Origin of the sequence: Acinetobacter sp. UBA1496 (assembly GCF_002324975.1) — a bacterium.
GTDB lineage: Bacteria > Pseudomonadota > Gammaproteobacteria > Pseudomonadales > Moraxellaceae > Acinetobacter > Acinetobacter variabilis.
In genome coordinates this window covers 21,343-46,669 of the sequence record NZ_DCRI01000051.1, presented here as the reverse complement: position 1 = coordinate 46,669, position 25,327 = coordinate 21,343, and the positions used below count along the sequence as shown (strand labels likewise).

Sequence of the window (25,327 nt, the reverse complement as noted above, 5' to 3'; positions counted from 1 at the left end):
TTATTTTATTCAGAGGGTATGACATGATTCAGTCAGTGGCATTTATTGGTTTAGGCGCAATGGGTTATCGCATGGCAGCGCATTTACCCAAGCATTTTGAGACAGTCTATGTCTGGAACCGTACTTTCGCCAAAGCTGAAGAACATGCTGTTGAATATGGCACCCAAGCTGTCGCTTTAGAACAGGCAGTTCAGGCAGATATTATTTTTTCCTGCCTGCCGACCAGTGCCGATGTTGAAGCATTAGTCCAAGGCCTCAGCCTTAAAGCTGGCAGTATCTGGGTAGACTGTACCAGTGGTGTTCCTGACGCTGCCCGACACCTAGAAGAAGCACTGACTGAACAGGGTGTGATTTTCCTGGATGCACCTGTGAGTGGCCAGACCATTGGTGCGGAAAATGGCACATTGACTGTGATGGTCGGTGGTAATGCAGAAGGCTTTGAAAAAGCCCTGCCAGCGATGCAGGCTTTTGGCAAATTAATTAAGCATGTGGGTACATCAGGTGCTGGCTTTGCGGTAAAAGCGGTAAATAATATGTTACTGGCTGTAAACCTGTGTGCGGCAGCAGAAGGCTTTACCACGCTGAAAGCACACGGGGTTGATCTGAATGAAGCACTGGATTGTATCAATGCATCAAGCGGCAAAAGCAATGTGACTGAAACCGTTTTACGACAGCGTATTTTGAACCGTAGCTTTCCTGTTACCTTTGCCCTGCCTCTCTTGGCCAAAGATACCGGCATTGCACTTGATCTTGCGCGCGATGCTAAACTGGCAGTGCCACTTCTTGCTTTGGGTCAAAGTCTGATGCAAGCTGCTAGCAATCTGTCGGATAAAAATAGTGACTTTTCCAGTGCTGTAAAAATGTATGAATCATGGAGTAATATTACCATTGAGTAATATCTCGCCATTGAATAATAATAAACAAACCTAATATTGTGACTATAGACTAGCCACATGCAGTGATACCTGAGGAAACTCTTATGAATAAGTTATTTGTTGTAGCACTCGTCGGTTCTGCAACTTTGTTTGGGGCTTCAACATCGGTTCTTGCATCTGAACAGGAATGCAAAAAATTGAAAAATGACCATGATGTCATTTATGCATCAAAAGGTTTCTGTTTCAAGGATCCTGAAGCAAAAGCAAAGTTTAATGACAATTGCTACACAACCAAGCCAAAATTTTCAGAAAAAGAGCAGCAACGTCTTGACGCGATCAAAGAACGTCAGAAAGAATTGAATTGTAAATAATACAATTCAATTCTGCTCAAGGAATGCACTTATGACTTACGATGACCAAAATATTTTTGCACGAATTCTGCGTGGTGAACTTCCAGCAATTAAAGTGTATGAAGATGACCAAGTTCTTGCATTTATGGACATCATGCCACAGGCCGATGGTCATACTCTGGTCATTCCTAAAACACCCGCAATTACCTTGCTTGACCTGGATCCTGAAATTGCAGCCTATACCATTCAGGTGGTGCAAAAAATTGCCAAAGCGATTGAAAAAGGTTTAGGTGTAGATGGCATTGTACTGATGCAGCTCTCCGGCGCTACGGCGGGTCAGACTGTTCCGCATGTCCATTTCCATCTGGTACCTACTTCTTTGCACAACCTTGGCAAACATGCTGCACAAATGGGCGATCAGGAAAAAATCAAGCAACTGGCAGAGAAAATTAAAGCTGCCCTGTAAGCTATTCTTAATATTTAAAAATGGAGCTTTGGCTCCATTTTTTATGTTTGATGTATTTCACCTTGAATTAAGTCACTAAAATATTAATAAAAGTCACCTAGCCTATTTTTAGGTTTTACAGCAAACACCGAGCCTAGTTGTATTTGTATCAATCCTGCTTATCCCACTCACAATTCTATAAAAAATAAGACAATGATTGTCTTTAATATTTCTGAAATATTTCCTTAATCATATTGACTTATTTGTAATGAATACTTGGCACCAATAGAGCAGTAGATGTTTCAAAACAATACTGAAACTTGTTTTTAAGACGATGAATAAAAAAGTCTTTATTGGAGCAACACATGAAAAAAACGTTATCTGCATTAGCAATCGGGGCAACAATTTTAACACCAGTAATGGCAGCTGCTGCTGATGTTAAAGTGTATGGTCGTGCACACGTTTCTTTAGATTATCTGGATGATGGCCAGGATTATAACGAAGTAGGTCTTTCTTCAAACTCTTCACGCCTAGGCTTTAAAGCTGAACAAAAACTAGAAAATGGTATGACCGTATTTGGTCAAATCGAACAAGAAATTAACTTTGCAAGTGGTTCTGCAAACGATGATGTTGAATTTGCAACTCGTGATACTTTTGTTGGTTTAAAAGGTGATTTCGGTCAAGCGCGTATCGGCCGTTTTGACAGCCCATTCAAAGTAGCACGTGGCCCGGTCAACTTCTTTGGTGATATGGTTGGTGACGTTCGTAACGTCACGCGTGTAGGCAACCTGCGTTTTGATGAACGTAATGCCAATACGATTGAATATAAATCACCAAAATTTGGTGGCGGTTTTAATGTTTTAGCAGCACTTTCTTTACACGAAGGTAATAGTCCTGATAGCGTGTCAACATCTTCACCAAAAACTACTGTAATTGAAACTGTGAATGGTCCAGTAACAGTAGTCGTACCGGGAACTACAACTACTACCAATAAAGATAATCGCGATGATAAAGCATACGATCTCGCTTTAACCTATAAAGAAGGTAAAGTTGATTTTGCTGCTGCCTATGAACATTATGAAGAAGATGCAGGTCGTGGCGAACGTGATGGTTTCCGTATCGCAGGTGCTTACAAAATCACGCCTGAGTTCAACTTGGGTGGTTTATACCAATTCCTTCAACACGATAATTCTGAAGCAAACCCAGATGCACAAGTATTTGGTATAGCCGGTGAGTATAAATTTGCACCAAAAACCTCATTCCGTGGTGAAGTATTCCACCGCGATGTCGATGCGGACGATGCGAATGCAACTTTACTGGCAATCGGACTTGAGCATCGTTTAGATCCAACAGTTCGCGTTTATGGCAACATAGCAACTGTACTAAATGATGAAAACTCAAACCTTACCCCTTGGGCACAAGCTCGTACCAATGCTGTAGGTGGCGCACGCGGTGAAGACAGCTTAGGTCTTTCTCTAGGTATGCGTTACGACTTCTAAAACCTCCCCAATTTCATATTAGAAGAGAGCCTGCCTGATGCGGGTTCTTTTTTATTTTTTAATTAATCCTGACTATTTTAATTAGAATAAAAACCCCAGCAAAATAATCAGATTTAATAAGATTAAAAAATAAATCCCAACCATTTTAATCAGATTAATTTTATCTATTTAATAATTAAACCAAGCAAATTAATCCACTTTAAAAATATAAATATAAGCATTTTAGTCAGATTTAAATAATCTGTTTTTACACAAAATAATCACAAATATTTAGAATAATTATCAAACTTTTAATAGTATATTATTAATATTTTCAATAACTTATAAATATATATTTATTTAAACTATTTAGTCTATTTATTTTTTAGTTACAATCGATTAATAATATATAACAAACCACATAATAGGCTTGTTCACATGAGCTTAGTTTCTAAAAACTTAAACCAAAAAACAGTAAGAGAGATTACTGCGATTTTAATTATCAAGATCATTCTACTTCTGGTAATTAAAAATATTTGGTTTGATGCGCCTACTATTCCAAAAGATTTTGACACTCAAGTCGCCGAGCGTATCGCCGGCAATCCTTCCCAAATCAAGGAGACACGTTGATGATTTCTGAAAGCGTGGTCGATCTTTCGCGGTTCCAGTTCGCTATGACCGCGATGTATCACTTTATTTTTGTTCCACTGACCTTAGGCCTGGCATTTCTGCTTGCCATCATGGAAACCACCTATGTGATTTCCGGCAAAGAAATTTACAAGGACATGACTAAGTTTTGGGGAAAACTGTTCGGGATTAACTTTGCCTTAGGGGTAACCACAGGCTTAACCATGGAGTTCCAGTTCGGAACCAACTGGGCATATTATTCGCATTATGTGGGTGATATTTTCGGTGCACCATTGGCTATTGAAGGTTTGATGGCCTTCTTCCTTGAATCTACTTTCATTGGTTTATTTTTCTTCGGTTGGGACCGTTTATCCAAAGTACAGCATCTGGGCGTGACCTGGTTAGTAGCATTGGGATCTAACATGTCTGCACTGTGGATTCTGGTTGCCAATGGCTGGATGCAAAACCCGGTCGGTTCAGCATTTAACTATGAAACCATGCGTATGGAAATGGTGGACTTTGCAGCACTGATCTTTAACCCGGTTGCACAGGTTAAATTCGTACATACTGTTTCTGCAGGTTATGTGACTGGTGCCATCTTCGTACTGGCAATTTCAAGTTACTACATGCTGAAAAAACGTGACCTGCCATTTGCACGCCGTTCATTTGCGATTGCTGCCATTTTCGGTTTAGCGTCTACACTTTCAGTGATCCTGCTGGGCGATGAGTCTGGTTATGAAATTGGTGATGTACAGAAAACCAAACTGGCTGCGATTGAAGCAGAATGGGAAACTGAACCAGCGCCTGCAGCATTTACTTTATTTGGCTTCCCAAATAAAGAAACCATGTCTACCGATTATGCTGTGAAAATTCCTTATGTTATGGGGATCATCGCCACACGTTCTGTAGATACTCCTGTTACCGGTATTAAAGACCTGCTAGTAGAACATGAAGGTCGTATCCGAAACGGTATGGTAGCTTATGAACAACTGGAAAAACTACGTGCTGGCGATCAGTCTCCTGAGCTGAAAGCTGCATTTGCAGAAACTCAAAAAGATTTAGGCTACGGTCTGCTTCTGAAAAAATATACTGCAAATGTTGTAGATGCTTCTGACGAGCAAATTAAGGCAGCAGCAAAAGATACTATTCCACATGTACCAAGCCTGTTCTGGGCATTTCGTGCCATGGTCGCTTCTGGCTTCCTGATGCTGGTTCTGTTTGTATTAGCAACTTTTGCGGTGGCTAAACGCAATGCAGAAAACAAACCTTGGTTATTAAAATTTGCATTATTTGCACTACCACTTCCATGGATTGCGGCACAAACTGGCTGGTTTGTTGCTGAAGTAGGTCGTCAACCTTGGACTATTGGTGAGGTTCTGCCTACACATCTGTCGACTTCAAGCTTAAGCACAGGCGATGTATGGGGTTCAATCATTGCATTAGCAGCGTTCTACACTGTCTTGCTGATTATTGAAATGTACCTGATGATTAAATTCTCACGTCTGGGTCCAAGTTCATTACATACCGGTAAATACCACTTCGAAAAACCTAATTCTCAAGCAGCAGCCGATCAAGAAGATGCAGCTCTTCCAAAAGGCGTAACTGGCGAGGTTCAATCATGATTGAATACGAACTCCTCAAAATAATCTGGTGGGTACTGGTTGGCGTCTTGCTGATTGGTTTCGCCCTGACTGATGGCTTTGATATGGGCTCCATGGCGATCATGCCATTCGTGGGTCAGAATGATGAAGAACGTCGTGCAGCAATCAATACGATTGCCCCGCATTGGGATGGTAACCAAGTCTGGTTTATTACTGCGGGTGGTGCCCTGTTTGCTGCTTGGCCAATGGTTTATGCAACTGCCTTTTCTGGTATGTACTGGGCACTTCTGCTTGTTCTGTTTGCCTTATTCCTGCGTCCAGTAGGATTCGACTATCGCTCCAAACTGGAAAATACCAAATGGCGTAATGCCTGGGATTGGGGCCTAGCAGTTGGTGGTGCTGTGCCTGCACTGGTTTTCGGTGTTGCATTCGGCAATATGTTCCTGGGTGTTCCATTTACATTAGACGAAACAGTTCGTTCGACTTATTCTGGCAGCTTCTTTGCCCTGCTCAATCCATTTGCACTGGTATGTGGTGTTGTCAGCTTATCTATGCTGTGTGCACACGGTGGTGCATGGTTGATGCTACGTACAGATGGCGATTTACGTGAACGTTCTGCCAAAGCAACCAAAATCATGGGGATTGTTTATCTGGTAGCTTTCCTGGCAGTCGGTGCATGGTTATATTTCGGTGGTATCCAGGGTTATACCCTAGTGACTCCTTACGAAACTAACGGTATCGCTAATCCACTAGCAAAAGAAGTACTGACCAATGCCAACCCAGGCTGGATGAACAACTACAGCAATTATCCAATTACGATACTGGCACCAGTTGCAGGTATTTTAGGTGGCATCATTGTGGTATTGGCTGCATCTAAAGCCAAAGCAGGTTTGAGCTTCCTGGGTTCATCTTTAGCGGTGATCGGTGCGATTTTGACTGCCGGTTTTGCCCTGTTCCCATTCCTGATGCCATCTAGCATCAACCCAGTTGCAAGCTTAACCATGTGGGATGCGGTATCCAGCCAAAATACCTTAACTGTGATGACTGTAGCTGCATGCATCTTCGTTCCACTGATCCTGTGCTACACCACTTGGTGTTACTACAAGATGTGGGGCGTGATTACCAAAAAACATATTCAAGAGAATTCACACAGCCTGTACTAAGGCTGTGTCTTAGGAGATAAAATTATGTGGTATTTCGCATGGATTCTCGGCATTTTGATGGCCTGTTTCGCCGGTGTACTTAGTGCACTATATATTGAAAATCATCAAGACCTGGATGAGAAATAAGAGATGACAGACGCTGCAGTTGAACAAGTAAAGATAGAAAAAAAATCTAACCCTTTTGCAATGGTGATTTCTTGCCTATTGGCTTTTCCACTCGCAGCGGTGTTGCTGGTTCATCCTGCTGCGATGCTGGATGCCAACGGGGAATATAGCCACCGCGCCATGATGTTTATCATGATCGGGATTTCAGGCGGTTTTATTCACGGAGTTGGCTTTATCCCTCAGTACTGGTTCTGGAAATGGCTATTTAGTCCGTTTCTGGCTTGGCCTTTAATGCTTTGGGGTTATTACACCTGGTTTCTTAGCTAAGTATGAAACAACCACAAAAAGCCCTCATTTGAGGGCTTTTTGTTCTTTATTTTTTTTGTGAAACACAGCCTGTTTCATAGGTAGTTCCCAAATCCTGAAGAGATTGAGTAAACTGATTATCTAGTTTACTCACAAACTGGAATTCATCTTGCGCTGCCGCAAGATGCAGATTCTGTTCTGATAGATATTTTAACTGCTTTAAACCGGTTGCATATTCACAGGCTTTAGCAATCATAAGTGCAGGATGCTCACGTTGGTCTACCGATGAGTTCAATACAGCAAGTTTTAACTCCAACTCATCATATTTTTGTTTGGTTTTTGCCTTAAATTCAGCCTAACTCAGTGGTTTGGCCCAAGCTGAAACAGATAACTCGAAAATTCCAATGGTTATCATTAATTTATTCATTTTCCCCTCAACAATAAAAATTGCATATGATTTATCTAAGTTATTGAATATTTATAGCATAAAGCTACTTTTAACAAATACGAGTAATAAAAAAGCCAGAACTGGTCTGGCTTTGAAAACTTACTTCATTGAATTTTCTAACGATGAGTATGGATTGACATCACAATACCCATCCCTGCCAACATGGAAATCACGGCTGTACCACCGTAACTCATCAATGGCAAAGGGTCACCCGTCACAGGTAAGATCCCACTGACCATGCCTGAGTTTAAAAATACAAAGAAGAAAAAAGTTAGTCCGATCGCACCGGCGTATAAACGGCCAAAGTTATGAAAGCTATTCATGCCAATAATCAGACAGCGAATAATAATGGCCGTAAACAGGCTGAATAGAAGAAACACCCCGATAAAACCAAATTCTTCCGCATAAGTCGACATAATAAAGTCGGTATGATGTTCAGGCAGATAACCTAGATGAGACTGAGTACCTTGCGAATAGCCTTTCCCCATAATCCCGCCCGAACCGATGGCAATTTTGGACTGGATAATGTTCCAGCCTGCGCCCAAGGCATCCGATTCTGGATCGAATAAAGTCAGAATCCGTTTCTTTTGATATTCCTGCAACAAGAACATCCACAGCAATGGCACTGCAATAGCTAAAGCAGCAAAGGCTCCAGCAATTAGGCGCCATGACATGCCGCTCAGGAATAGTACAAAAATCCCGGGAATCACCAGACCGATATTTAGATCGGGTTGCAGTGCTACCAATACAAATGGCACGCCTAAAATCACCAAAGCACCGACAATGTCCAGAAACTTCGGCGGGAAAGGTTTACGGGCAAAGTACCAGGCCATCATCAGTGGCATGGCAAACTTCATTACCTCACTCGGCTGCATACTCCCCACACCCGGCAACGTAATCCAGCGGGTTGCCCCAAGACGCTTCTCACCAATCACAAAGACCAGCAGTAGCATAAAGATACCGAACATATAAAAATATGGACTGGCAGCTTGATAAACCTTAGGTGGTACTTGGGCACAAATAAACATCACCACAAAGCCCACACCAAAACTGATCGCCTGACGGATCACCATCCCGGAATCTTCCGAGGTGGCACTGTAGACCACCATCAGACCCAAGATCGCATTTAAAATCAGGAAGCAAAGCAGCCATGGATCAAGGTGCAACTTGGCCCATCGGGAGGCATTTTGGGGATTAATACTACGTCCATCGCGTGCGGACTGCCGCAAAAAACGATACTGCTGAGAAGGGATCATTGGCCCACGGGTAGAAAATTCATGATGGCAAAATTATAAGTTAAAGTGCTCCGGAATAAATCGCCATTGACTGATTTATTCCATTTTTATTGCAATATATTTAGCGCTGGGCAGCCAGTATCAGTTTGGCCAGTTCCAGATCATCTGGATAGGTAATTTTAATATTGTCAGAGCGGCCTTGTACTACTTGAACTGGTTCGTCTATATGTTCCAGTGCACTGGCTTCATCGGTAATGGTAACACCATCTGCGAGTGCCTGCTGAATTGCACGTTTTAAGGTTCCAAGTTTCGCCATTTGTGGTGTTTGCGCCTGCCACAAAGTTGAACGATCTACCGTCGTTTCAATATCATGACTCTTTACGACACGCTTTAAGGTATCTCGTACCGGAATACCCAGAATCGCCGCCTGATCGGTTTGAATTGCTGTATTGACCAGATCAATCAAGGAGCTTTGACTCACACAAGGACGGGCTACATCATGCACTAAAACCCAGTCTTCTTCTGAAGCTATCTCAGATAAATATTCCAAGGCATTTAGTACAGAGTTGACGCGTTCTGCACCGCCCAAGCAAAAATGCGCTTTATCCAGACGAGAAAGTGGCAGAGTCTTGGCAACATCATCCTGTGCACCGATTGCAAGGACATAACCTGCTAATGGCAATTGATTCAGGCGCGAAACCGTATGTTCAAGAACGGTCTGTTCCTGAATCATCTGATATTGTTTAAGTTCGGTTTTGGAAAATCGGCTACCGGAACCTGCAGCTGGTAAAATGACCCACAATTTATGGTGTTGTTGGAACATCAGCTGATTCATTGGTTCTCAGGTCTACTTTATTCGGATTAAGATAAATCGGTTTATATTGAGTACTAATAGTGCTCATTTGTACAAAGGTTTCATGCGGCTTGATCAAACCTAAATCGAGACGAGCATGTTCTTCGATGGCTTCAATACCATTCTTCAAATCATAAACTTCTGCAGCCAGAACGCGATTACGTTCTTTTAGCTCTTCATTCAATTCTACTTGTTGCTGGATTTTCTGGGTCAATGCCTGATGGTCATTATAACCACCCTCACCAAACCAGTATAAATATTGAAACCCTGCGATCAGAACGATCGCAAGGCCCAACAGTACTTTACTCATCAAGGAGTCGAATACATTTAACATTGACATAAGTCGCTTAGTTCAAACCTTTGAACTCAGCTTTACCGCGATATGCAGCTTGAGTCAATTCTTCGATACGAAGTAATTGGTTATATTTCGCCACACGGTCAGAACGGCAAAGTGAACCAGTCTTAATTTGACCTGCTGCTGTACCCACTGCAAGATCTGCAATAGTAGAATCTTCAGTTTCACCTGAACGGTGAGAGATTACAGTAGAGTAACCGTTTGCTTTCGCAAGGTAGATGGCATCCAGAGTTTCAGTCAATGTACCGATCTGGTTGTACTTGATCAGGATTGAGTTGCCTACTTTCTCGTTGATACCACGTTGAAGAATCTTAGGATTCGTAACAAACAGGTCATCACCAACCAACTGGATCTTGTCGCCCAGAATCGAAGTCAGGTAAGACCAGCCTTCCCAGTCAGATTCGTCCAGACCATCTTCAATGGAGATAATTGGGTATTGGTTTACTAGACCTGCAAGGTAGTCAGCAAACTGGTTGCTTGTGAACGATTTGTTGCCTTCACCAGCCAGGATATATTGACCATCTTTGTAGAATTCTGAAGATGCACAGTCAAGCGCAAGCATAATGTCAGAACCAGCCTTGTAACCAGTTTGCTCGATTGCAGACAGGATCACAGTAATAGCTTCTTCGTTAGAACGAAGGTTTGGCGCAAAACCACCTTCATCACCAACTGCAGTGTTCAAACCTTGTTTCTTCAAAACTGATTTTAAAGAATGGAAGATTTCAGCACCCGCACGTAACGCTTCAGAAAATGAAGTGAAACCTACAGGCTCAATCATGAATTCCTGAATATCAACAGTGTTGTCTGCGTGAGCACCACCGTTCAGGATGTTCATCATTGGAACAGGCATGGTCAAAATCTTTTGATCACGAAGATCTGCGATATATTGGTAAAGCGGAGTTTTCTTTTCTTCAGCAGCAGCACGCGCAGCAGCAAGAGATACTGCCAAAGTTGCGTTTGCACCTAATTTTTCTTTGTTTTCAGTACCATCTAAAGCGATCATCGTATTATCGATGTCTTTTTGTTCGAATACTGATTTACCCACTAACGCATCACGAATCAGAGTGTTTACGTTGTTAACCGCAGTTTTAACACCTTTACCTAGGTAACGTGCTTTATCGCCATCACGAAGTTCTAGAGCTTCACGAGAACCAGTTGAAGCACCAGATGGTGCACATGCACGGCCAACTACGCCAGATGCTAAGATAACGTCTGCTTCGATGGTTGGATTACCACGAGAGTCCAAAATTTCACGTGCACGAATGTCAACGATTTGACTCATGAACTATTCCTCAGTTGATTAATAAAAATGATGCGTCAAAAAAGACGCATCAATGTATATTGAATTAATGTGTATCTAATTTTTCAAATCCTTTCACTAGAGTATCCAGCTCTTTTAATTGAGCCAGGAATGGTTCTAGTTGAGATAAACGCAAGGCACAAGGACCATCACATTTTGCCACATCTGGATTTGGATGAGCTTCCAGGAATAAACCTGCAAGACCTGTTGCCATACCGGCACGCGCCAGTGTAGTAATCTGCGCACGACGACCACCGGCAGAGTCAGCACGACCGCCCGGAGTTTGTAATGCATGCGTTACATCAAAGAATACTGGCACGTTCATTTCTTTCATGATGTCGAAGCCCAGCATGTCTACAACCAGATTGTTGTAACCAAAGGCTGAACCACGCTCACAAAGAATCAGCTTGTCATTCCCTGCTTCCAGACATTTATGCAAAATGTGGCGCATTTCATGCGGAGCAAGGAACTGGGCTTTTTTGATGTTGATGATGGCATCAGTTTTTGCCATCGCTTCAACCAGGTCAGTCTGACGACTTAAGAATGCAGGTAGCTGAATAATGTCAGCAACTTCTGCCACAGGAGCAGCCTGATACGGCTCATGTACATCAGTGATAATTGGTACATTAAAATGTTTTTTAATGTCGGCTAACCACTCGATTCCTTTTTCGAGGCCAGGCCCACGGAATGAGTTCAGGCTTGAACGGTTGGCTTTGTCAAAACTTGCTTTAAAGACATATGGAATATCTAAACGCTTGCAGATATCAACATAAGTCTCTGCAATTTCAAAAGCTAAGTCTTTCGACTCAAGTACGTTCATGCCGCCGAATAGTACAAATGGCAAGTGGTTTGCCATTTGTATATCGCCTAAACGTACAATTTCTTGTGGTTTTAATTGTGACATTTAAACTTCCTAGTTGTGTCTTAAACTCGCATTATTTGGTTTTTTGGTACTGTTTTTTTGCAGCATCAATGAAACCGGCAAATAATGGATGTCCATCACGTGGCGAGCTGGTAAATTCCGGGTGGAATTGTACTGCAATAAACCAAGGATGTGCAGGAATTTCAACAGTTTCTACCAGATGTTGTACCGGAGAATAACCAGAAATCTTCATGCCTTTTTCTTCCAGCACTGGGATATAACGATTGTTCATCTCGTAACGGTGACGGTGACGTTCGATAATTTCATCCGAACCATACACTTCAGCAGTCTTGGTACCCGGTACCAGTTCAGACTTCTGTGCACCTAGACGCATGGTACCGCCAAGGTCTGAATCTACTGAACGCTGTTGAACTTCACCGCGCTCATCTAACCATTCAGTGATCAGCCCAATCAATGGAGATTTGGTTGAGCGGTTGAATTCTGTTGAAGTCGCATCAGTGATACCCACCACGTTACGTGCATATTCGATCACTGCAAGCTGCATACCCAAGCAGATGCCCAGGAATGGCACACCGTTTTCACGTGCAAAACGAATCGCTTTCATTTTGCCTTCAGTACCGCGCTCACCGAAACCACCCGGAACCAGAATCGCATCCGCATCTTTCAATACTTCATTGACATCTTGGCTTTCAAGTTCTTCAGCATTGACATAGTCGATCTGAACTTTCACTCGGTTTTGAATGCCCGCATGTAAAAGTGCTTCGTTCACAGACTTGTAGGCATCTGGAAGTTCAACATATTTACCCACCATTGCAACACGTACAGTGTATTCAGGGTTCAGTAAAGCTTCTACCACATTATCCCAGTCAGACAGGTCTGCTTCTGGAAGATTGTCATAGCCAAAACATTCACAGATGAGATCATCAACGTTCTGTTCATAGAAAGTACGTGGAATCTGGTAGATCGTACGTGCATCTTTACACACGACTACTGCACGCGCTTCTACGTTAGTGAACAAGGCAATTTTACGCGTCGTATCTGCATCAACATCATGTTCAGTACGGCAGATCAAAATGTCTGGTTGAATACCAATAGACAGAAGTTCTTTTACTGAGTGTTGAGTTGGTTTAGTTTTTAATTCTGCTGCAGACTTAATGTATGGGAGTAACGTTAAGTGCATCAGCATCGTACGTTTATGACCAAGTTCAACCATTAACTGACGTACAGATTCCATGAATGGGAGAGATTCAATATCACCTACAGTACCGCCGATCTCAACGATCGCAACGTCATAACCTTCGCCAGCGCGAAGTACACGTTCTTTGATGTTGTCAGTAATGTGTGGAATAACTTGTACAGTACCACCTAGGTAATCACCACGGCGTTCTTTATTCAGAACATCCTGGTAAACACGGCCTGATGTAAAGTTATTCAATTTGGTCATTTTCGCACGACGCAAGAAACGTTCGTAGTAACCCAAGTCTAAGTCTGTTTCAGCACCGTCTTCTGTAACAAAAACTTCACCGTGCTGGAATGGGCTCATAGTCCCTGGATCGACATTAATGTATGGATCCATTTTTACCATGGTCACTTTTAAACCACGGGCTTCTAAAAGTGCAGCAACAGAAGCAGCTGAAATACCTTTACCTAGTGATGAAACAACACCACCAGTCACGAAAATAAAATGGGTCATTGGGTTTCTCGTACAATCGAGCCTAAATCGGCCTGCAATGTTGCGCAATTTTACTTTACCTTGCACCAATAAAGCAAAGTCAATCCGCATCAAATCAAAGAACAATAAACAATTGACTATTCTAACAGCAATTCCTTAAAAAAATTACAGTAAGTTCATATGATTTATATATTGCATTTTGCTGCTATAATAGGAACATTCACACCCTACACTATTCTGTTTGATGCAATGATGATGAAGAAACTTTTAATCTGTACCCTGATCCTGACTGGCCTTACACTGACTGGTTGTGTAAAAAAAGAAGCTCCAAAAGAAGAAGAACAAACCGAAGTTACTCCAGCATCTGAATTGGTTGCTCCGGAACCTGTACAACTTGAGCCTGTTGAACCATTAGAATCAACACCAGTTGAACCGGTTGAAGAAGCACCAGCAACACCGACTGTTGAAATCCAGCGCGAACAAACTGCGAATACTACAACTGAAATTCGCCGTGAAGTTAAAAAACCAGAACCTGCTCAATCAGAGCCTGCGCCTGCAGCTGAAACAAATTCAAGTACTGAGCAGCCTGCAAAACCTGCAGCAACACCAGCCGCTCCTAAAAACAATTCATCTTCTGCAAACAAGTCTGAAGATGATGCAGTTGCAGATGCGATTGCTGCTGCTATGCCAGCACTTGAAAACTAATATAATCCTTCATCAAAAAAACCCAGCTTATGCTGGGTTTTTTATGGTTTAAAAATCTCTTTCAAGCTGCCGTTGGAGTATCGGAAAGTTGCAGTAAATACTCTGCCATCAGACGAGTGGCCCATGATTCTGTCTGCATTAAACCCTGATAAAAGCCACAGTGGCTGCCTTTTTTAGTGGTGACGACTACAATATTCGGCATAGCTCGAATGGCATCCTTATACGGTTCCAGATTCTTGATATGACAGACCGGGTCATCTTCCGAGTTCAAAATCATCAATGGAATTTTGACATTTTCAAAGACATAAATCGGGTTGGTGGCCTTGGTATAGCTTTCATAGTCTGAAAAGCCTGCCAGCTCATAGTAGTGCTGTTCAAATTCAGACAAGTCTTTCACCTCAAGCAATTGCTTCCATGAAGGATAAATCTGCCAGGTTTCCTGATAAGGGTGGATAAAACGTTTGATCAGTTTTTTAGCCATGACTTTGCTATAAAACGGATGCACATAAGCAAAACCGGTTTCGGTATTATAACCTGGGCATAAGGCAAAGGCTGCTTTGAGCGGGGTTTGCTCGCCCTCCTCACCCAAGTAGCGAACTAACAGTCCTGTACCCGCAGAAGAACCCACACCATAGAGATCGGATTGAGGAAATTTGTCCTGAATATAGAGCAGCTGTTCACGCAAGTCCTGAGTGGAGCCAAACAGGTTCATTTTTGGCACAGGCATTGGCAGGTCAGCATGACCACGGCGCAAACACAGGGCAACACGCCAGCCTGTATATTTATGCAGGTCACGTACCAGCTCCCGCATGGATTCCGGAGAACCGGTAATGGTATGTAATAACACAATAGTAGGTGTACTTGGCGGTAAATCTAAACCATACCAGGCAATGCCAGTAATGCCGCCATCGGACATATTCAGCTGCTCAAGCACATCATATTGCAGCTTAATCGTGCGTTTTTTTATCAAGTCCAGATATAAAATGTGCGCATGCGCATTCGATAACCACGGTGTTGGACGATATTTCTGTTTTAAAAGTGGTAAACGTTCAATCACACCAGAAAATAAACCATTCGGATTATAATAAAGTGTTGGAAGATCTGCTCCGCTAAAGCGGTCCAGATATTCACTTGAAAGTTGACTCATTTTTTTAAGCCACATTTTCATCTGTATTCCCCTATAGTTTTCTATCAGTGATGTACAAACTTCATGCCGACTTGAATCAATTGTAGGAAATTAAGTATTAGCCTGATAAGCCTGAATCCGCTGGCCCATTTCTATAGCTAAGGCTTCAAGTCCAGATTTTGGTCGGATCATTACTTCAAAATCAATGATCTGACCTTCATCATTGAACTGAATCATGTCGATTCCCTTAATTTTCTTATCGCCGACATTGGCTGAGAACTCAAGTACAACATTGTTACCATCTTCACTAAGAAATTCACGGTGATAAGTAAAGTTTTCAAAGACCTGAATCACATTGGTCAGGATAAAAAATACAACCTGTTTCCCGGGATAAGGCTGAAAAGCCACGGGCGAGCGGAATACGACATTATCCGCGAGGAGTTCATTCAATATGGACATATCACGTGTTTCCAACATTTCATGCCAGCGTGTAATAGCCTGTTTTGTTATTTCAAGTGTCATTTTAGATTCCTTTTATTTTTAGAGTTCTATCTATACGCTTTCTTCGTTTTAATAATGAAATTTCCCCCTTTAGTAAAGGGGGTTAGGGGGATTCTCTTTATATTTAAATCCCTCCCAACCTACCTTTTATAAAGGGAGGAGTATTCTTTTTTGGACAGCTTTTGTCTTTAAACAAAAGTTCCTTCTTAGAAGGAAAAGCTGAGCGAGAGGTAATTTATTACCCTGATCCCAGCCCTCTCTCCCAGAGGGAGAGGACTTGAAGGCTATTAAATCACCGCAGCCAATTCAGCACCCTGACGGATCGCACGTTTCGCATCCAGCTCACCTGCTTCTTTCGCACCGCCAATGAGATGCACGTTTTTACCGGCAGCTTTCAGTTCATCAAACATGGCGGTATAAGATTCCTGACCAGCACAGATAATGACATTATCTACGTCTAATACTGCAGGTTGATCATTCACTATAACGTGCAAGCCCTGATCATCGATTTTTTCATAGCTTGCACCGGCAATCATTTTGACATTGCGATGTTTTAAGCCAGTACGGTGAATCCAGCCTGTGGTTTTACCCAGACTTGAACCGACAGAAGCTGCTTTACGCTGCAATAAATAAATTTCACGTTCAGGTTGTTCTACATTGGCTGTCTTAAGTCCACCAACATTTTCATAGTTAGTGTCGATCCCCCATTCATCATAGAATTTTTCCGGATTGACACTGCCACTTTCGGTCCCATGACTGAGCAGCTCGGCTGTATCAAAGCCAATACCACCTGCACCAATAATCGCTACACGCTGGCCGACTGGTTTACGCTCTCTAAGTACATCCAGATAAGACAATACTTTAGGATGATCAATTCCAGGAATATCAAGCTGACGCGGTGTCACCCCAGTGGCAACCACAATGTCATCAAATTCGGCTGAAATCAGCTGATCAAAGGTCGCGGTGCAATTTAATTTCAATTGAATACGTGGTTGCAATTCAATCTGACGTTTAAAATAGCGCAAGGTTTCATAAAACTCTTCCTTACCTGGAATGGTCTTCGCAATATTAAATTGCCCACCAATCTGTGCTGAAGCTTCAAATACAGTGACATGATGGCCACGACCTGCTGCATAGATGGCAAAGCTTAAACCTGCCGGCCCCGCACCAATCACTGCAATATTTTTCGCTACATTGGTTTCTTTAAAGATCATTTCGGTTTCATAACAAGCACGTGGATTCACCAGACAGGTGGCAATTTTCATCGAGAAAATATGATCCAGACAGGCTTGGTTACAACCGATACAGGTATTGATTTCATCACTACGGCCCTGTTCTGCTTTTAAGACAAACTCAGAGTCTGCCAGCATTGGACGTGCCATTGACACCATATCGGCATCACCTGTAGCCAGGACATATTCTGCCATTTCCGGGGTATTAATACGGTTAGAGGTAATAAGAGGAATATTCACCTGACCTTTTAGCTTACGCGTAACCCAGGTAAAGGCCGCACGTGGCACTTTGGTAGCAATGGTCGGGATACGCGCTTCATGCCAGCCAATACCGGTATTAATAATCGTCGCGCCCGCTTTCTCAATGGCTTTGGCGAGTTGGATTACTTCTTCTAGAGTTGAACCGCCTTCAACCAGATCCAGCATCGAAAGACGATAAATAATAATAAAGTTCTCACCGACCATTTCACGGGTACGGCGTACAATTTCAATCGGGAAACGGATACGGTTTTCATAGCTGCCACCCCATTCATCATCACGATGATTGGTACGTGCTGCGATGAACTCATTGATCAGGTAACCTTCTGAGCCCATGATTTCGACACCGTCATAACCTGCATACTGAGCCAGTCTGGCACAGTTGGCAAAATCATCGATGGTCTGCTGCACTTCAGCCGAGCTTAAGGCATGCGGTTTGACTGGATTAATCGGTGCCTGAATTGAAGACGGCGCAACATTTTCCGCCTGATAAGAATAACGGCCGGTATGCAGGATCTGCATGGCAATTTTCCCGCCAGCTTCATGTACAGCTTGGGTAATCACTTTATGCTTTTCAGCTTCTTCAATCGTATCGAGCTTGGAACCACCCTGAAAAGTGACGCCATGATCATTCGGCGAAATACCACCTGTGACAATTAAGGCTACACCACCCTTGGCACGTTCTGCATAAAAGGCAGCCATCCGATTATAACCGCCCGGTGCTTCTTCTAAGCCCACATGCATGGAGCCCATCAAGACACGGTTTTTAAGCGTGGTAAAACCCAGATCCAGTGGGGCAAGTAAATTCGGATATTTAGACATTTCAACTCCTTAGCGTGCAGATGTGCTGGCTATTTTTATTCAGGCTGACTGATTTACTCCCATCAAGCAGCAGTCTTATGCAACTTGTTGCACTAATTTATAGTGCAGAATTGATTTTTATGCAACATGTTGCATAATAATCCCGAGTCATTTTTTTGAGACGTTTATGTCTTTATCACATGTTTTACTCACCAGCCTGATTGAGAAACCGAGCACTGGCATTGAACTGGCACGCCGTTTTGACCGCTCCATGGGCTTCTTCTGGAATGCCACCCATCAGCAGATCTATCGTGAACTGAATGCCATGCTGCAAAAAGGCTGGATTTCGACGATAGAAGAGGAAGATTCTCATAGCCGTAAAAAAACCTATCAGGTAGAGCGACTCGGCCGGGAAGAACTGGCTAACTGGATGCTGGAGCACAGTTCCCCAGCACAGCTTCGGGAAGAACTGATGGTTCGTCTGCGTGCAGAAGCCCAGCTGGGCGGCAACAGCACCTTACCTGAACTGGAACGCCATCTAGAAATACATAAAGAGAAGCTTAAAACCTATCAGCAGATTTTCGCCAAAGACTTTGCTCAAGCTGACGAAAATGACCGAACCCTGTATATTCATAAAATGATTCTGCAACTGGGTATTGACCAGGAACTGGGCTGGATTGCCTGGCTGGAACAGGTTATTCCTAAACTTAAACAATTCGATGTAGAAAAATTATAAATACGGAGATATGCATGCCCTTCTATAGCATGCCAGATGGCGAACAGTTATTTGTACGTGAATACGGTCAGGGTCAACCGGTCCTGGTCCTATCAGGTCTGGGCATGTTGAGCTGGCAATGGGCAGCTTTTCTCTATCCACATCAGAAAAATTTCCGCTTTATTATTCCCGAATGGCGTGGGTTTGGGGCATCTAGTCACTGCAAAATTCCGCAAGACCTGGATGTGATTTCCAGTCACTGGCTTGATGTTCAATCAGTGATCCAGCAGCTTAATTTAGATCAATTCATTGTGATCGCTTACTCTATGGGTGCGACAACCACCATGCATGGCTTGTGCTATAGGGATTTTGCCAAACATATAGCAGCTTATTTGCATATTGACCAAACACCTAAGATTCCGGTTGATGATGCTTGGGCATTTGGACTTTTTGGTTCACGCCATCAGGAATTTATTGAAATTTTGCAGCAGCTTTCAACATTACTTGCAGAACATCAGCAGATTGAACTCATTCGGAATCTGGATACTGCAGTACGTCAGCAAATTACAGCATTATGGCTGCGCTTCATCCAGCTACAAAATGATAGTCCAGCCAGTTTAAAAGTGTTTAAGTTCATCCTGAACAGATCTCGTCTGCAAAGCCTGCTCCTGCCTTCCAGTCGGGTAGATTATATGACGTGGTACATCAATAATTATTTATATCATCATGAAGATTATCGTGAAGCTCTGGCGAAGCTTACTTGTCCGGTAACTTTCTTTAGCGGTGTACAGTCCAAACTTTATCCTGTGGAAGGCCAGCGCCTGATTGCCCAAAGCCTGCCTCAGGCTAAACATGTGCTTTTCAACAAATCTGGTCATACTCCTTTACTGACCGAACCACTCAAATTTGCCAAGGAGCTCGGCATCTTTCTGAAAGAAAATTTACAGTCCAGCTCTTCAGCGGCTTAAAGATTAAGGAGAAGAAATCATGAAAAAACTGGTGGTGTTTTCAGGTGCTGGCATGAGTGCTGAAAGTGGGATTAACACCTTTCGTGACAGTGATGGGCTTTGGGAACACTATCGTATAGAAGAAGTTGCCACACCGGAAGCTTGGGCTAAAAATACGGAACTGGTGCAACGCTTTTATAATGCCCGACGTAAAAATATTCTGGAAGCACAGCCAAATGCAGCTCATCAACTCATTGCTGAACTTGAAGATGATTTTGATGTCCATGTGATTACCCAAAATATTGATGATCTGCATGAACGCGCCGGAAGTTCTAAGGTTATTCACCTGCATGGCAATATCCGCCTAGCCAAAACCTCAGGCCCGAATTGCCAGTACACCACCGAGTTTTATCCAATCGAAGGCACTGATTTAGATTTGACTAAACACTTCTGTAAGGAAGGCTATCCACTACGTCCACATGTGGTCTGGTTTGGCGAAGCTGTACCAGCTTATGAAGAAGCACAAGATTGTGTACGGGATGCTGATATTTTTGTGGTTATTGGAACTAGCCTGCAAGTATATCCTGTTGCTGGTTTAATCCATGAGATTCCAGCTCACTGCACAGCTTATTATATTGATCCCAAAGCAGATCAACAGCATTTACCCGTTCAGTTTCACAAGATTTCCCAGACGGCCACAGAAGGCATGAAAACCTTACTTAAATTACTTGAGTCCGAGATCTAGTCATCATTCAAAATTCGTATTCTATAGTTGACAGTATGCAACAATCATTTTTTAATCAGCCTATTGTTGCAGGAATGGAATTAAACGATGCTGACTGATCTGGATGATTTTTACTGTTTTGCGCAGGTCGTCGAACATGGTGGCTTTAGTGCAGCCGAACGTGCTACCGATATTCCCAAATCCAAGCTCAGCCGCCGCGTTTATAATCTGGAAGAACGTCTTGGCGTCCGTCTGATTCAGCGTAGTTCCCGTCATTTTGCAGTCACTGATATTGGCATGAATATCTATCGCCATGCACAAGTGATGCTCAGTGCAGCACAGGCTGCACACGACCTGGTAGATCATCTCAGTACTGAACCGCGTGGCACTATTAAAGTCAGCCTGCCCGTCTCCATTGCCCAGAATGAAATGGCAAAAATCCTGCCGGATTTCCTGAAAAAATATCCTAAAATTAAAGTCCAGATGATGATCACCAATCGACGCGTGGACATCATTAACGAAGGCTTTGATCTGGCCCTACGGGTACGGACCAGCCTGGATGATGATCCGAATCTGGTAATTCGTCAGTTTGAAAAAATCGAACAGCATCTGTTTGCCAGTCAGGGCTATCTGAATGAATTTGGCGATCTGAAAACGCCTGAACAGCTCTCTGAACATAAAATTTTAAGCATGGCTGAGGAACATACTGAACAGTTCCTGATATTGCAGAATGAGCAGCAGCAACAGAAAAAAATCCGGATCAACCCGACCGTAATGGGATCAGACCTGAATATGCTGGCACAACTGGCGGCTTCAAGCTGCGGCATTACCTTATTGCCCGATAATGTCGTGCAGCAATATGTAGAACGTGGCGAACTGGTTCGGGTACTTTCAGACTGGAAAACCGCACATGGCATTTTTCATCTGGTTTATCCTTCCCGTCGTGGCCTGTTACCGGCTGTGCGGGTATTTATTGATTATCTGGTTGAGCACCTGCATCTTGTATAAATAGAAATATTTCAGGCAAAAAAAATAGCTCATTCTTGGGGAAAAATGAGCTAATAAAAACAATTCACTACAGCATGAAGTGAACGAAAGGAAACTACTACCGCTAAGCCAAATCTAATACACAGTAATCAGACATCTAATAGAACAATCATGAACTAGGTATAAATAGATTAAGAGAATTTGGCTGGTTAAACCACTTCTTCATGTAGTGTTTTGTAGGCTTTCGTCACCAATAGCAAGCAAGCTGTAATTTATGTAAGCTACTGTATTTCAATGCATAACGTGAAAAATAATTTAAATTTCTGGATACTCGCCTGTACCTTCTGGCCACGGCGATAACAGCTCAAAACCTGTGTCGGTCACGACTACCATGTGCTCCCATTGAGCTGACCAGGATTTATCCGCAGTCACGACTGTCCAGCCGTCCTTTAACTCTTTAACACGTGCTTTGCCCATATTGACCATAGGTTCAATAGTAAAGACCATACCGGGTACCAGTTTGATGCCCTGACCTGGTTGCCCGTAATGCAGAATGTTTGGCTGTTCGTGATAAATTTTACCAATCCCATGACCACAATATTCACGCACAATGGTGTAGCCTTCACGCTGTGCAACAGACTGGATTGCATAACCAATATCGCCTAGGGTTGCGCCCGGTTTAACGGCATGAATCCCGGCAACCATAGCTTCATAAGTGGTTTCGACCAGGCGTTTGGCTTCAGGAGATGGTGTACCAACATAATACATCCGGCTGGTATCGCCAAAATAACCGTCTTTAATAATTGCAACGTCAATATTAATAATATCGCCGTCTTGCAAGACAGTATTCGGAGATGGAATACCATGACAAACTACTTCATTCGGTGAAATACAGGTGGTTTTGGTATAACCATAATAGCCAATATTGGCAGGCGTCACTTTTAGCGTATTGACGATAAAATCATGACAGATGTCATCCAGATATTCAGTCGTGACACCCGGCTTGACATGCTCTCCGATCATTTCCAAGACCTGTGCAGCCAAACGCCCAGATATACGTAATTTTTCGATATCTTGTTCGGTTTTCAGAGTAATCGCTGGAGCTCGCATGGATCTATCCTCAAGGTGAATCGGGAAATTATAGTCCTTTTTCAGCCAAGATGCGCATTTGTTCGGTCTGCATGACAATTCTTAAAACTTGCTATAGAGAATCTCAATGCTGCTTATTTATACAAACAATAAGCCGAATATAATGAAATGAAGTCTAAATGATTTATTTATTTAAAAATAAATTATATTTTTTTCAACTGAATATCAAAGATATATTTCTACCAAGCTTTTAAAGTTCACTTTATCCGATCGTCAAGATCAGTAAAATCAAGGCTTTCGGCATTAAATTAAACTCCAAAAATCATCATATATACACTAAAATCGCTTTCTTTTATTTATTTGTTCTCCTTCTATGACAAGTCTCCGTACAAGAGATATTGTGGCCTTAGGTTTTATGACCTTTGCACTGTTCATTGGTGCGGGCAACATTATCTTTCCACCGATTGTGGCTCAACAAGCCGGTGAGCATGTATGGTTAGCTGCCCTAGGTTTCCTGATTACGGCAGTTGGCCTACCTGTCATCACCATCGTGGCATTGTCACGTGTTGAAGGTTCAATCCAGATCTTAAGTTCTCCTTTAGGTAAAGCAGCCAGTCTTTTACTGACTGTGGTCTGTTATCTGACGGTTGGACCTTTATTTGCGACACCACGTACTGCAACCGTTTCTTATGAAATCGGCTTTTCTTCATACTTTGGCAATGCACCTAGCAATCTGCTGATCTATAGTGTGATCTATTTCGCTGTAGTGACTCTGGTTTCCCTTTATCCAAATAAGATTCTGGATACGGTTGGATACTTCCTGTCCCCAGTAAAAATTATCGCATTGATCATTTTAGGCGGTGCTGCAGTGTTGATTCCTGCCGGCAAACCACCTGCTGCAGTGGGTAACTATGTTACAAGTCCGGTAACTGAAGGCATCGTTAATGGTTATCTGACCATGGATACCTTAGGCGCATTGGTCTTTGGTATTGTGATCGTGCGTGCGATTACTTCTCGTGGCGTAACGGATCGCAAGCTGATTACCAAATATGCAGTCAATGCAGCGATTATTTCTGGTATCGGTTTGACGCTGGTGTATCTCAGCCTGTTTAAACTAGGCCTAGGTAGTCACGATGTTGCCCCTAATGCTGCCAATGGTGCGATTATTCTGCATGCCTATGTACAACATGCTTTTGGTGATATGGGTGCTTATTTCCTTGCCACCATGATCTTTGTTGCCTGCATGGTGACTGCGATTGGTTTGACCTGCGCATGTGCTGAATATTTCTCGTCTATTACCAAACTGCCTTATAAAGCCTTTGTCTTTGTACTGGTCGGCTTCTCGCTAGTGATTTCAAATCTTGGTTTGACCAAACTGATTGCCGTGTCTGTGCCTGTATTGAGCGCGATTTATCCGCCTGCGATTGCAGTGATCCTGCTAAGCTTCTGCGGTCATTTCTTTAAAAAGCCTGCTCAAGTTGTTGCACCGGCCACACTGGTTGCATTTATTTTCGGTATTTTCGATGGCCTTAAAGTTGCTGGCCTTGAATTACCTGAATTACTACAGAACTTACCGCTTTCTGAACAAAATATGGCATGGTTGATTCCATCTCTTATTGTTCTTGTCATTGCCGCTGTGATTGACCGTATCAGGAATTAATCTTTCTAAGAGGTCATAAAAATCGTATTTTTACCCAAAATCCGGTTTTAGCGTGATCAATATCTGTCAGGTTTTACCCAAACCGGCATTTATTGTTTACACCCTCACCTTCTCATCATAACCAAATTGTATTTTAGAAAGCGTTATACACTTTTAATCAATTATTTTAATTAGCTTCTTTCTTACTTCTATTTTCATTCTTTAGCAGAAGATCAACCCTACTCTGTATTTTACTGTTTTTTAAACATATTGTTTCCTGATTAAACCAACTCACCTTCATCATTCTACATAGACTTACATTCTCTGGATTATCTCTACAAATCTTTGGCGTAGAATTTGCTTTTCCCAATGGTAGCAATGAATGATTGCTTGAAACTTCAGTCGGACTGCACTCGCTGAAATGTTTAAGATGATGATTCAGATGCAATCATTGATTAGTGCGGTAATACGACTAAAGGAGGCCTTTTTAACTGTTAAAGTTCACTTAAATAGTTGCAAAGGTTGAAATTAAGAAGTACAACTGTATATTCAATTCAGACTAAATCAATAAGATTTACTCTTCAATTATACAAATAAACAGGAGGGATGGAGATGTTATCAGTACATTTCAAAAAGCAAGTCTTCATTGACGCTCTTAAGGCAAATACCAATCTGGTGACTTTCCTAAGCACCACGGTTGCGCTTATGCTGACCTTGATTGTGCATTGTTTAATTCAAGGCAATTTAAAATTTGAGTACGTAGGTTATGCCTTGATTGTTTCGGCAGCCTTTTTCTTATGGGCTGTGATTGACCAGAAATACCGATAATTTATTAATAAATTTATACCCCAGTGGATGATCTGGCCAGTCATCCATCTGGCAGAAAAGAAATAAATTAAGCTTAAAG

The 25,327-nt window shown here is 42.5% G+C and carries 27 protein-coding genes; 16 read left to right on the top strand and 11 right to left on the bottom strand.

All coding sequences use genetic code 11. The annotated features are described in order from the left end of the window. Positions 1-23 precede the first annotated feature (23 nt). From B3143_RS05800 to B3143_RS05760, 9 genes are all read left to right on the top strand, one after another. Positions 24-896, top strand: a complete 873-nt coding sequence (locus tag B3143_RS05800) for an NAD(P)-dependent oxidoreductase (protein ID WP_004783729.1) — start codon at positions 24-26, stop codon at positions 894-896. Positions 897-979: 83 nt separating this feature from the next. Continuing rightward, the gene (locus B3143_RS05795; protein ID WP_004783731.1) at positions 980-1,246 is read left to right on the top strand and encodes a YARHG domain-containing protein; all 267 of its coding nucleotides are present in this window, start codon (positions 980-982) and stop codon (positions 1,244-1,246) included. A 31-nt stretch (positions 1,247-1,277) separates the two neighbouring features. Further along, positions 1,278-1,691, top strand: coding sequence for an HIT family protein (locus tag B3143_RS05790; RefSeq protein WP_004783733.1), 414 nt, complete (start codon positions 1,278-1,280; stop codon positions 1,689-1,691). Positions 1,692-2,035: 344 nt separating this feature from the next. Further along, on the top strand, positions 2,036-3,169 hold the full coding sequence (locus tag B3143_RS05785) for a porin (RefSeq protein WP_004783735.1): 1,134 nt from the start codon (positions 2,036-2,038) through the stop codon (positions 3,167-3,169). 417 nt (positions 3,170-3,586) lie between these two features. Further along, complete coding sequence (gene cydP, locus B3143_RS05780; RefSeq protein ID WP_004783737.1) at positions 3,587-3,778, top strand: cytochrome oxidase putative small subunit CydP; 192 nt, start codon at positions 3,587-3,589, stop codon at positions 3,776-3,778. After that, on the top strand, positions 3,778-5,397 hold the full coding sequence (locus B3143_RS05775) for a cytochrome ubiquinol oxidase subunit I (RefSeq protein ID WP_004783739.1): 1,620 nt from the start codon (positions 3,778-3,780) through the stop codon (positions 5,395-5,397). Before cydP ends, B3143_RS05775 begins: the two co-directional genes overlap by 1 nt. Then, entirely contained in the window at positions 5,394-6,539 is a 1,146-nt protein-coding gene (gene cydB, locus B3143_RS05770; protein WP_004783741.1) for a cytochrome d ubiquinol oxidase subunit II, read from the top strand. The genes B3143_RS05775 and cydB overlap by 4 nt, the downstream gene beginning before the upstream one ends. Positions 6,540-6,563: 24 nt before the next feature. After that, a complete protein-coding gene (gene cydX, locus B3143_RS05765; protein ID WP_004783742.1) occupies positions 6,564-6,665 on the top strand; it encodes a cytochrome bd-I oxidase subunit CydX in 102 nt (33 codons plus the stop codon). Positions 6,666-6,668: 3 nt separating this feature from the next. Further along, positions 6,669-6,971: a cyd operon YbgE family protein gene (locus B3143_RS05760; protein ID WP_004783744.1), complete on the top strand. Its 303-nt coding sequence runs from the start codon at positions 6,669-6,671 to the stop codon at positions 6,969-6,971. Positions 6,972-7,017: 46 nt separating this feature from the next. Here the strand turns inward: B3143_RS05760 and B3143_RS05755 are convergent, their stop codons facing one another. From B3143_RS05755 to B3143_RS05725, 7 genes are all read right to left on the bottom strand, one after another. Continuing rightward, entirely contained in the window at positions 7,018-7,245 is a 228-nt protein-coding gene (locus tag B3143_RS05755) for a hypothetical protein (RefSeq protein WP_224213991.1), read from the bottom strand. A gap of 269 nt (positions 7,246-7,514) precedes the next feature. Next, positions 7,515-8,654 (bottom strand): rod shape-determining protein RodA, encoded by a 1,140-nt coding sequence (rodA, locus tag B3143_RS05750; protein WP_004783749.1) that lies wholly within the window; start codon positions 8,652-8,654, stop codon positions 7,515-7,517. 100 nt (positions 8,655-8,754) lie between these two features. After that, positions 8,755-9,468, bottom strand: coding sequence for a 2-C-methyl-D-erythritol 4-phosphate cytidylyltransferase (ispD, locus tag B3143_RS05745; RefSeq protein WP_004783750.1), 714 nt, complete (start codon positions 9,466-9,468; stop codon positions 8,755-8,757). After that, positions 9,437-9,826 (bottom strand): septum formation initiator family protein, encoded by a 390-nt coding sequence (locus B3143_RS05740; RefSeq protein ID WP_004783752.1) that lies wholly within the window; start codon positions 9,824-9,826, stop codon positions 9,437-9,439. Before B3143_RS05740 ends, ispD begins: the two co-directional genes overlap by 32 nt. A gap of 7 nt (positions 9,827-9,833) precedes the next feature. Further along, positions 9,834-11,123 carry a phosphopyruvate hydratase gene (gene eno / locus B3143_RS05735; protein WP_004783754.1) on the bottom strand — a complete coding sequence of 430 codons (1,290 nt, stop codon included), beginning with the start codon at positions 11,121-11,123 and terminating at the stop codon, positions 9,834-9,836. A 64-nt stretch (positions 11,124-11,187) separates the two neighbouring features. After that, positions 11,188-12,045 (bottom strand): 3-deoxy-8-phosphooctulonate synthase, encoded by an 858-nt coding sequence (gene kdsA / locus B3143_RS05730; RefSeq protein WP_004783756.1) that lies wholly within the window; start codon positions 12,043-12,045, stop codon positions 11,188-11,190. A 31-nt stretch (positions 12,046-12,076) separates the two neighbouring features. Further along, a complete protein-coding gene (locus B3143_RS05725) occupies positions 12,077-13,717 on the bottom strand; it encodes a CTP synthase (protein WP_004783758.1) in 1,641 nt (546 codons plus the stop codon). 228 nt (positions 13,718-13,945) lie between these two features. Between B3143_RS05725 and B3143_RS05720 the strand changes: the two genes are divergently transcribed. After that, entirely contained in the window at positions 13,946-14,401 is a 456-nt protein-coding gene (locus B3143_RS05720) for a hypothetical protein (RefSeq protein WP_376745103.1), read from the top strand. Between the two features lie 61 nt (positions 14,402-14,462). Here the strand turns inward: B3143_RS05720 and B3143_RS05715 are convergent, their stop codons facing one another. The 3 genes from B3143_RS05715 to B3143_RS05705 all read right to left on the bottom strand — a co-directional run bounded on the left by B3143_RS05715 (position 14,463) and on the right by B3143_RS05705 (position 18,340). Beyond that, positions 14,463-15,569, bottom strand: coding sequence for a YheT family hydrolase (locus B3143_RS05715; protein ID WP_004783762.1), 1,107 nt, complete (start codon positions 15,567-15,569; stop codon positions 14,463-14,465). Positions 15,570-15,638: 69 nt separating this feature from the next. Then, on the bottom strand, positions 15,639-16,049 hold the full coding sequence (locus tag B3143_RS05710; RefSeq protein WP_004783765.1) for a nuclear transport factor 2 family protein: 411 nt from the start codon (positions 16,047-16,049) through the stop codon (positions 15,639-15,641). A 266-nt stretch (positions 16,050-16,315) separates the two neighbouring features. Next, positions 16,316-18,340: an NADPH-dependent 2,4-dienoyl-CoA reductase gene (locus B3143_RS05705; RefSeq protein ID WP_004783767.1), complete on the bottom strand. Its 2,025-nt coding sequence runs from the start codon at positions 18,338-18,340 to the stop codon at positions 16,316-16,318. Positions 18,341-18,506: 166 nt separating this feature from the next. On the opposite strand from B3143_RS05705, the gene B3143_RS05700 reads away from it, so the two are divergent. The 4 genes from B3143_RS05700 (at position 18,507) to B3143_RS05685 (ending at position 21,713) form a co-directional block, all read left to right on the top strand. After that, positions 18,507-19,055, top strand: a complete 549-nt coding sequence (locus B3143_RS05700) for a PadR family transcriptional regulator (protein WP_004783769.1) — start codon at positions 18,507-18,509, stop codon at positions 19,053-19,055. A 14-nt stretch (positions 19,056-19,069) separates the two neighbouring features. Beyond that, positions 19,070-20,002 carry an alpha/beta fold hydrolase gene (locus B3143_RS05695; protein ID WP_004783772.1) on the top strand — a complete coding sequence of 311 codons (933 nt, stop codon included), beginning with the start codon at positions 19,070-19,072 and terminating at the stop codon, positions 20,000-20,002. Between the two features lie 19 nt (positions 20,003-20,021). Next, positions 20,022-20,726 carry an SIR2 family NAD-dependent protein deacylase gene (locus B3143_RS05690; protein WP_004783774.1) on the top strand — a complete coding sequence of 235 codons (705 nt, stop codon included), beginning with the start codon at positions 20,022-20,024 and terminating at the stop codon, positions 20,724-20,726. 87 nt (positions 20,727-20,813) lie between these two features. Next, on the top strand, positions 20,814-21,713 hold the full coding sequence (locus B3143_RS05685) for a LysR substrate-binding domain-containing protein (protein WP_004783776.1): 900 nt from the start codon (positions 20,814-20,816) through the stop codon (positions 21,711-21,713). 294 nt (positions 21,714-22,007) lie between these two features. Here the strand turns inward: B3143_RS05685 and map are convergent, their stop codons facing one another. Further along, positions 22,008-22,802: a type I methionyl aminopeptidase gene (gene map, locus B3143_RS05680; protein ID WP_004783779.1), complete on the bottom strand. Its 795-nt coding sequence runs from the start codon at positions 22,800-22,802 to the stop codon at positions 22,008-22,010. A 352-nt stretch (positions 22,803-23,154) separates the two neighbouring features. Here map and brnQ point away from each other — a divergent pair, with 352 nt between their 5' ends. Together brnQ and B3143_RS05670 are read left to right on the top strand one after the other, a co-directional pair. After that, a complete protein-coding gene (gene brnQ, locus B3143_RS05675; protein ID WP_004783780.1) occupies positions 23,155-24,441 on the top strand; it encodes a branched-chain amino acid transport system II carrier protein in 1,287 nt (428 codons plus the stop codon). Between the two features lie 591 nt (positions 24,442-25,032). Beyond that, positions 25,033-25,248 (top strand): hypothetical protein, encoded by a 216-nt coding sequence (locus B3143_RS05670; protein ID WP_004783783.1) that lies wholly within the window; start codon positions 25,033-25,035, stop codon positions 25,246-25,248. Positions 25,249-25,327 lie beyond the last annotated feature (79 nt).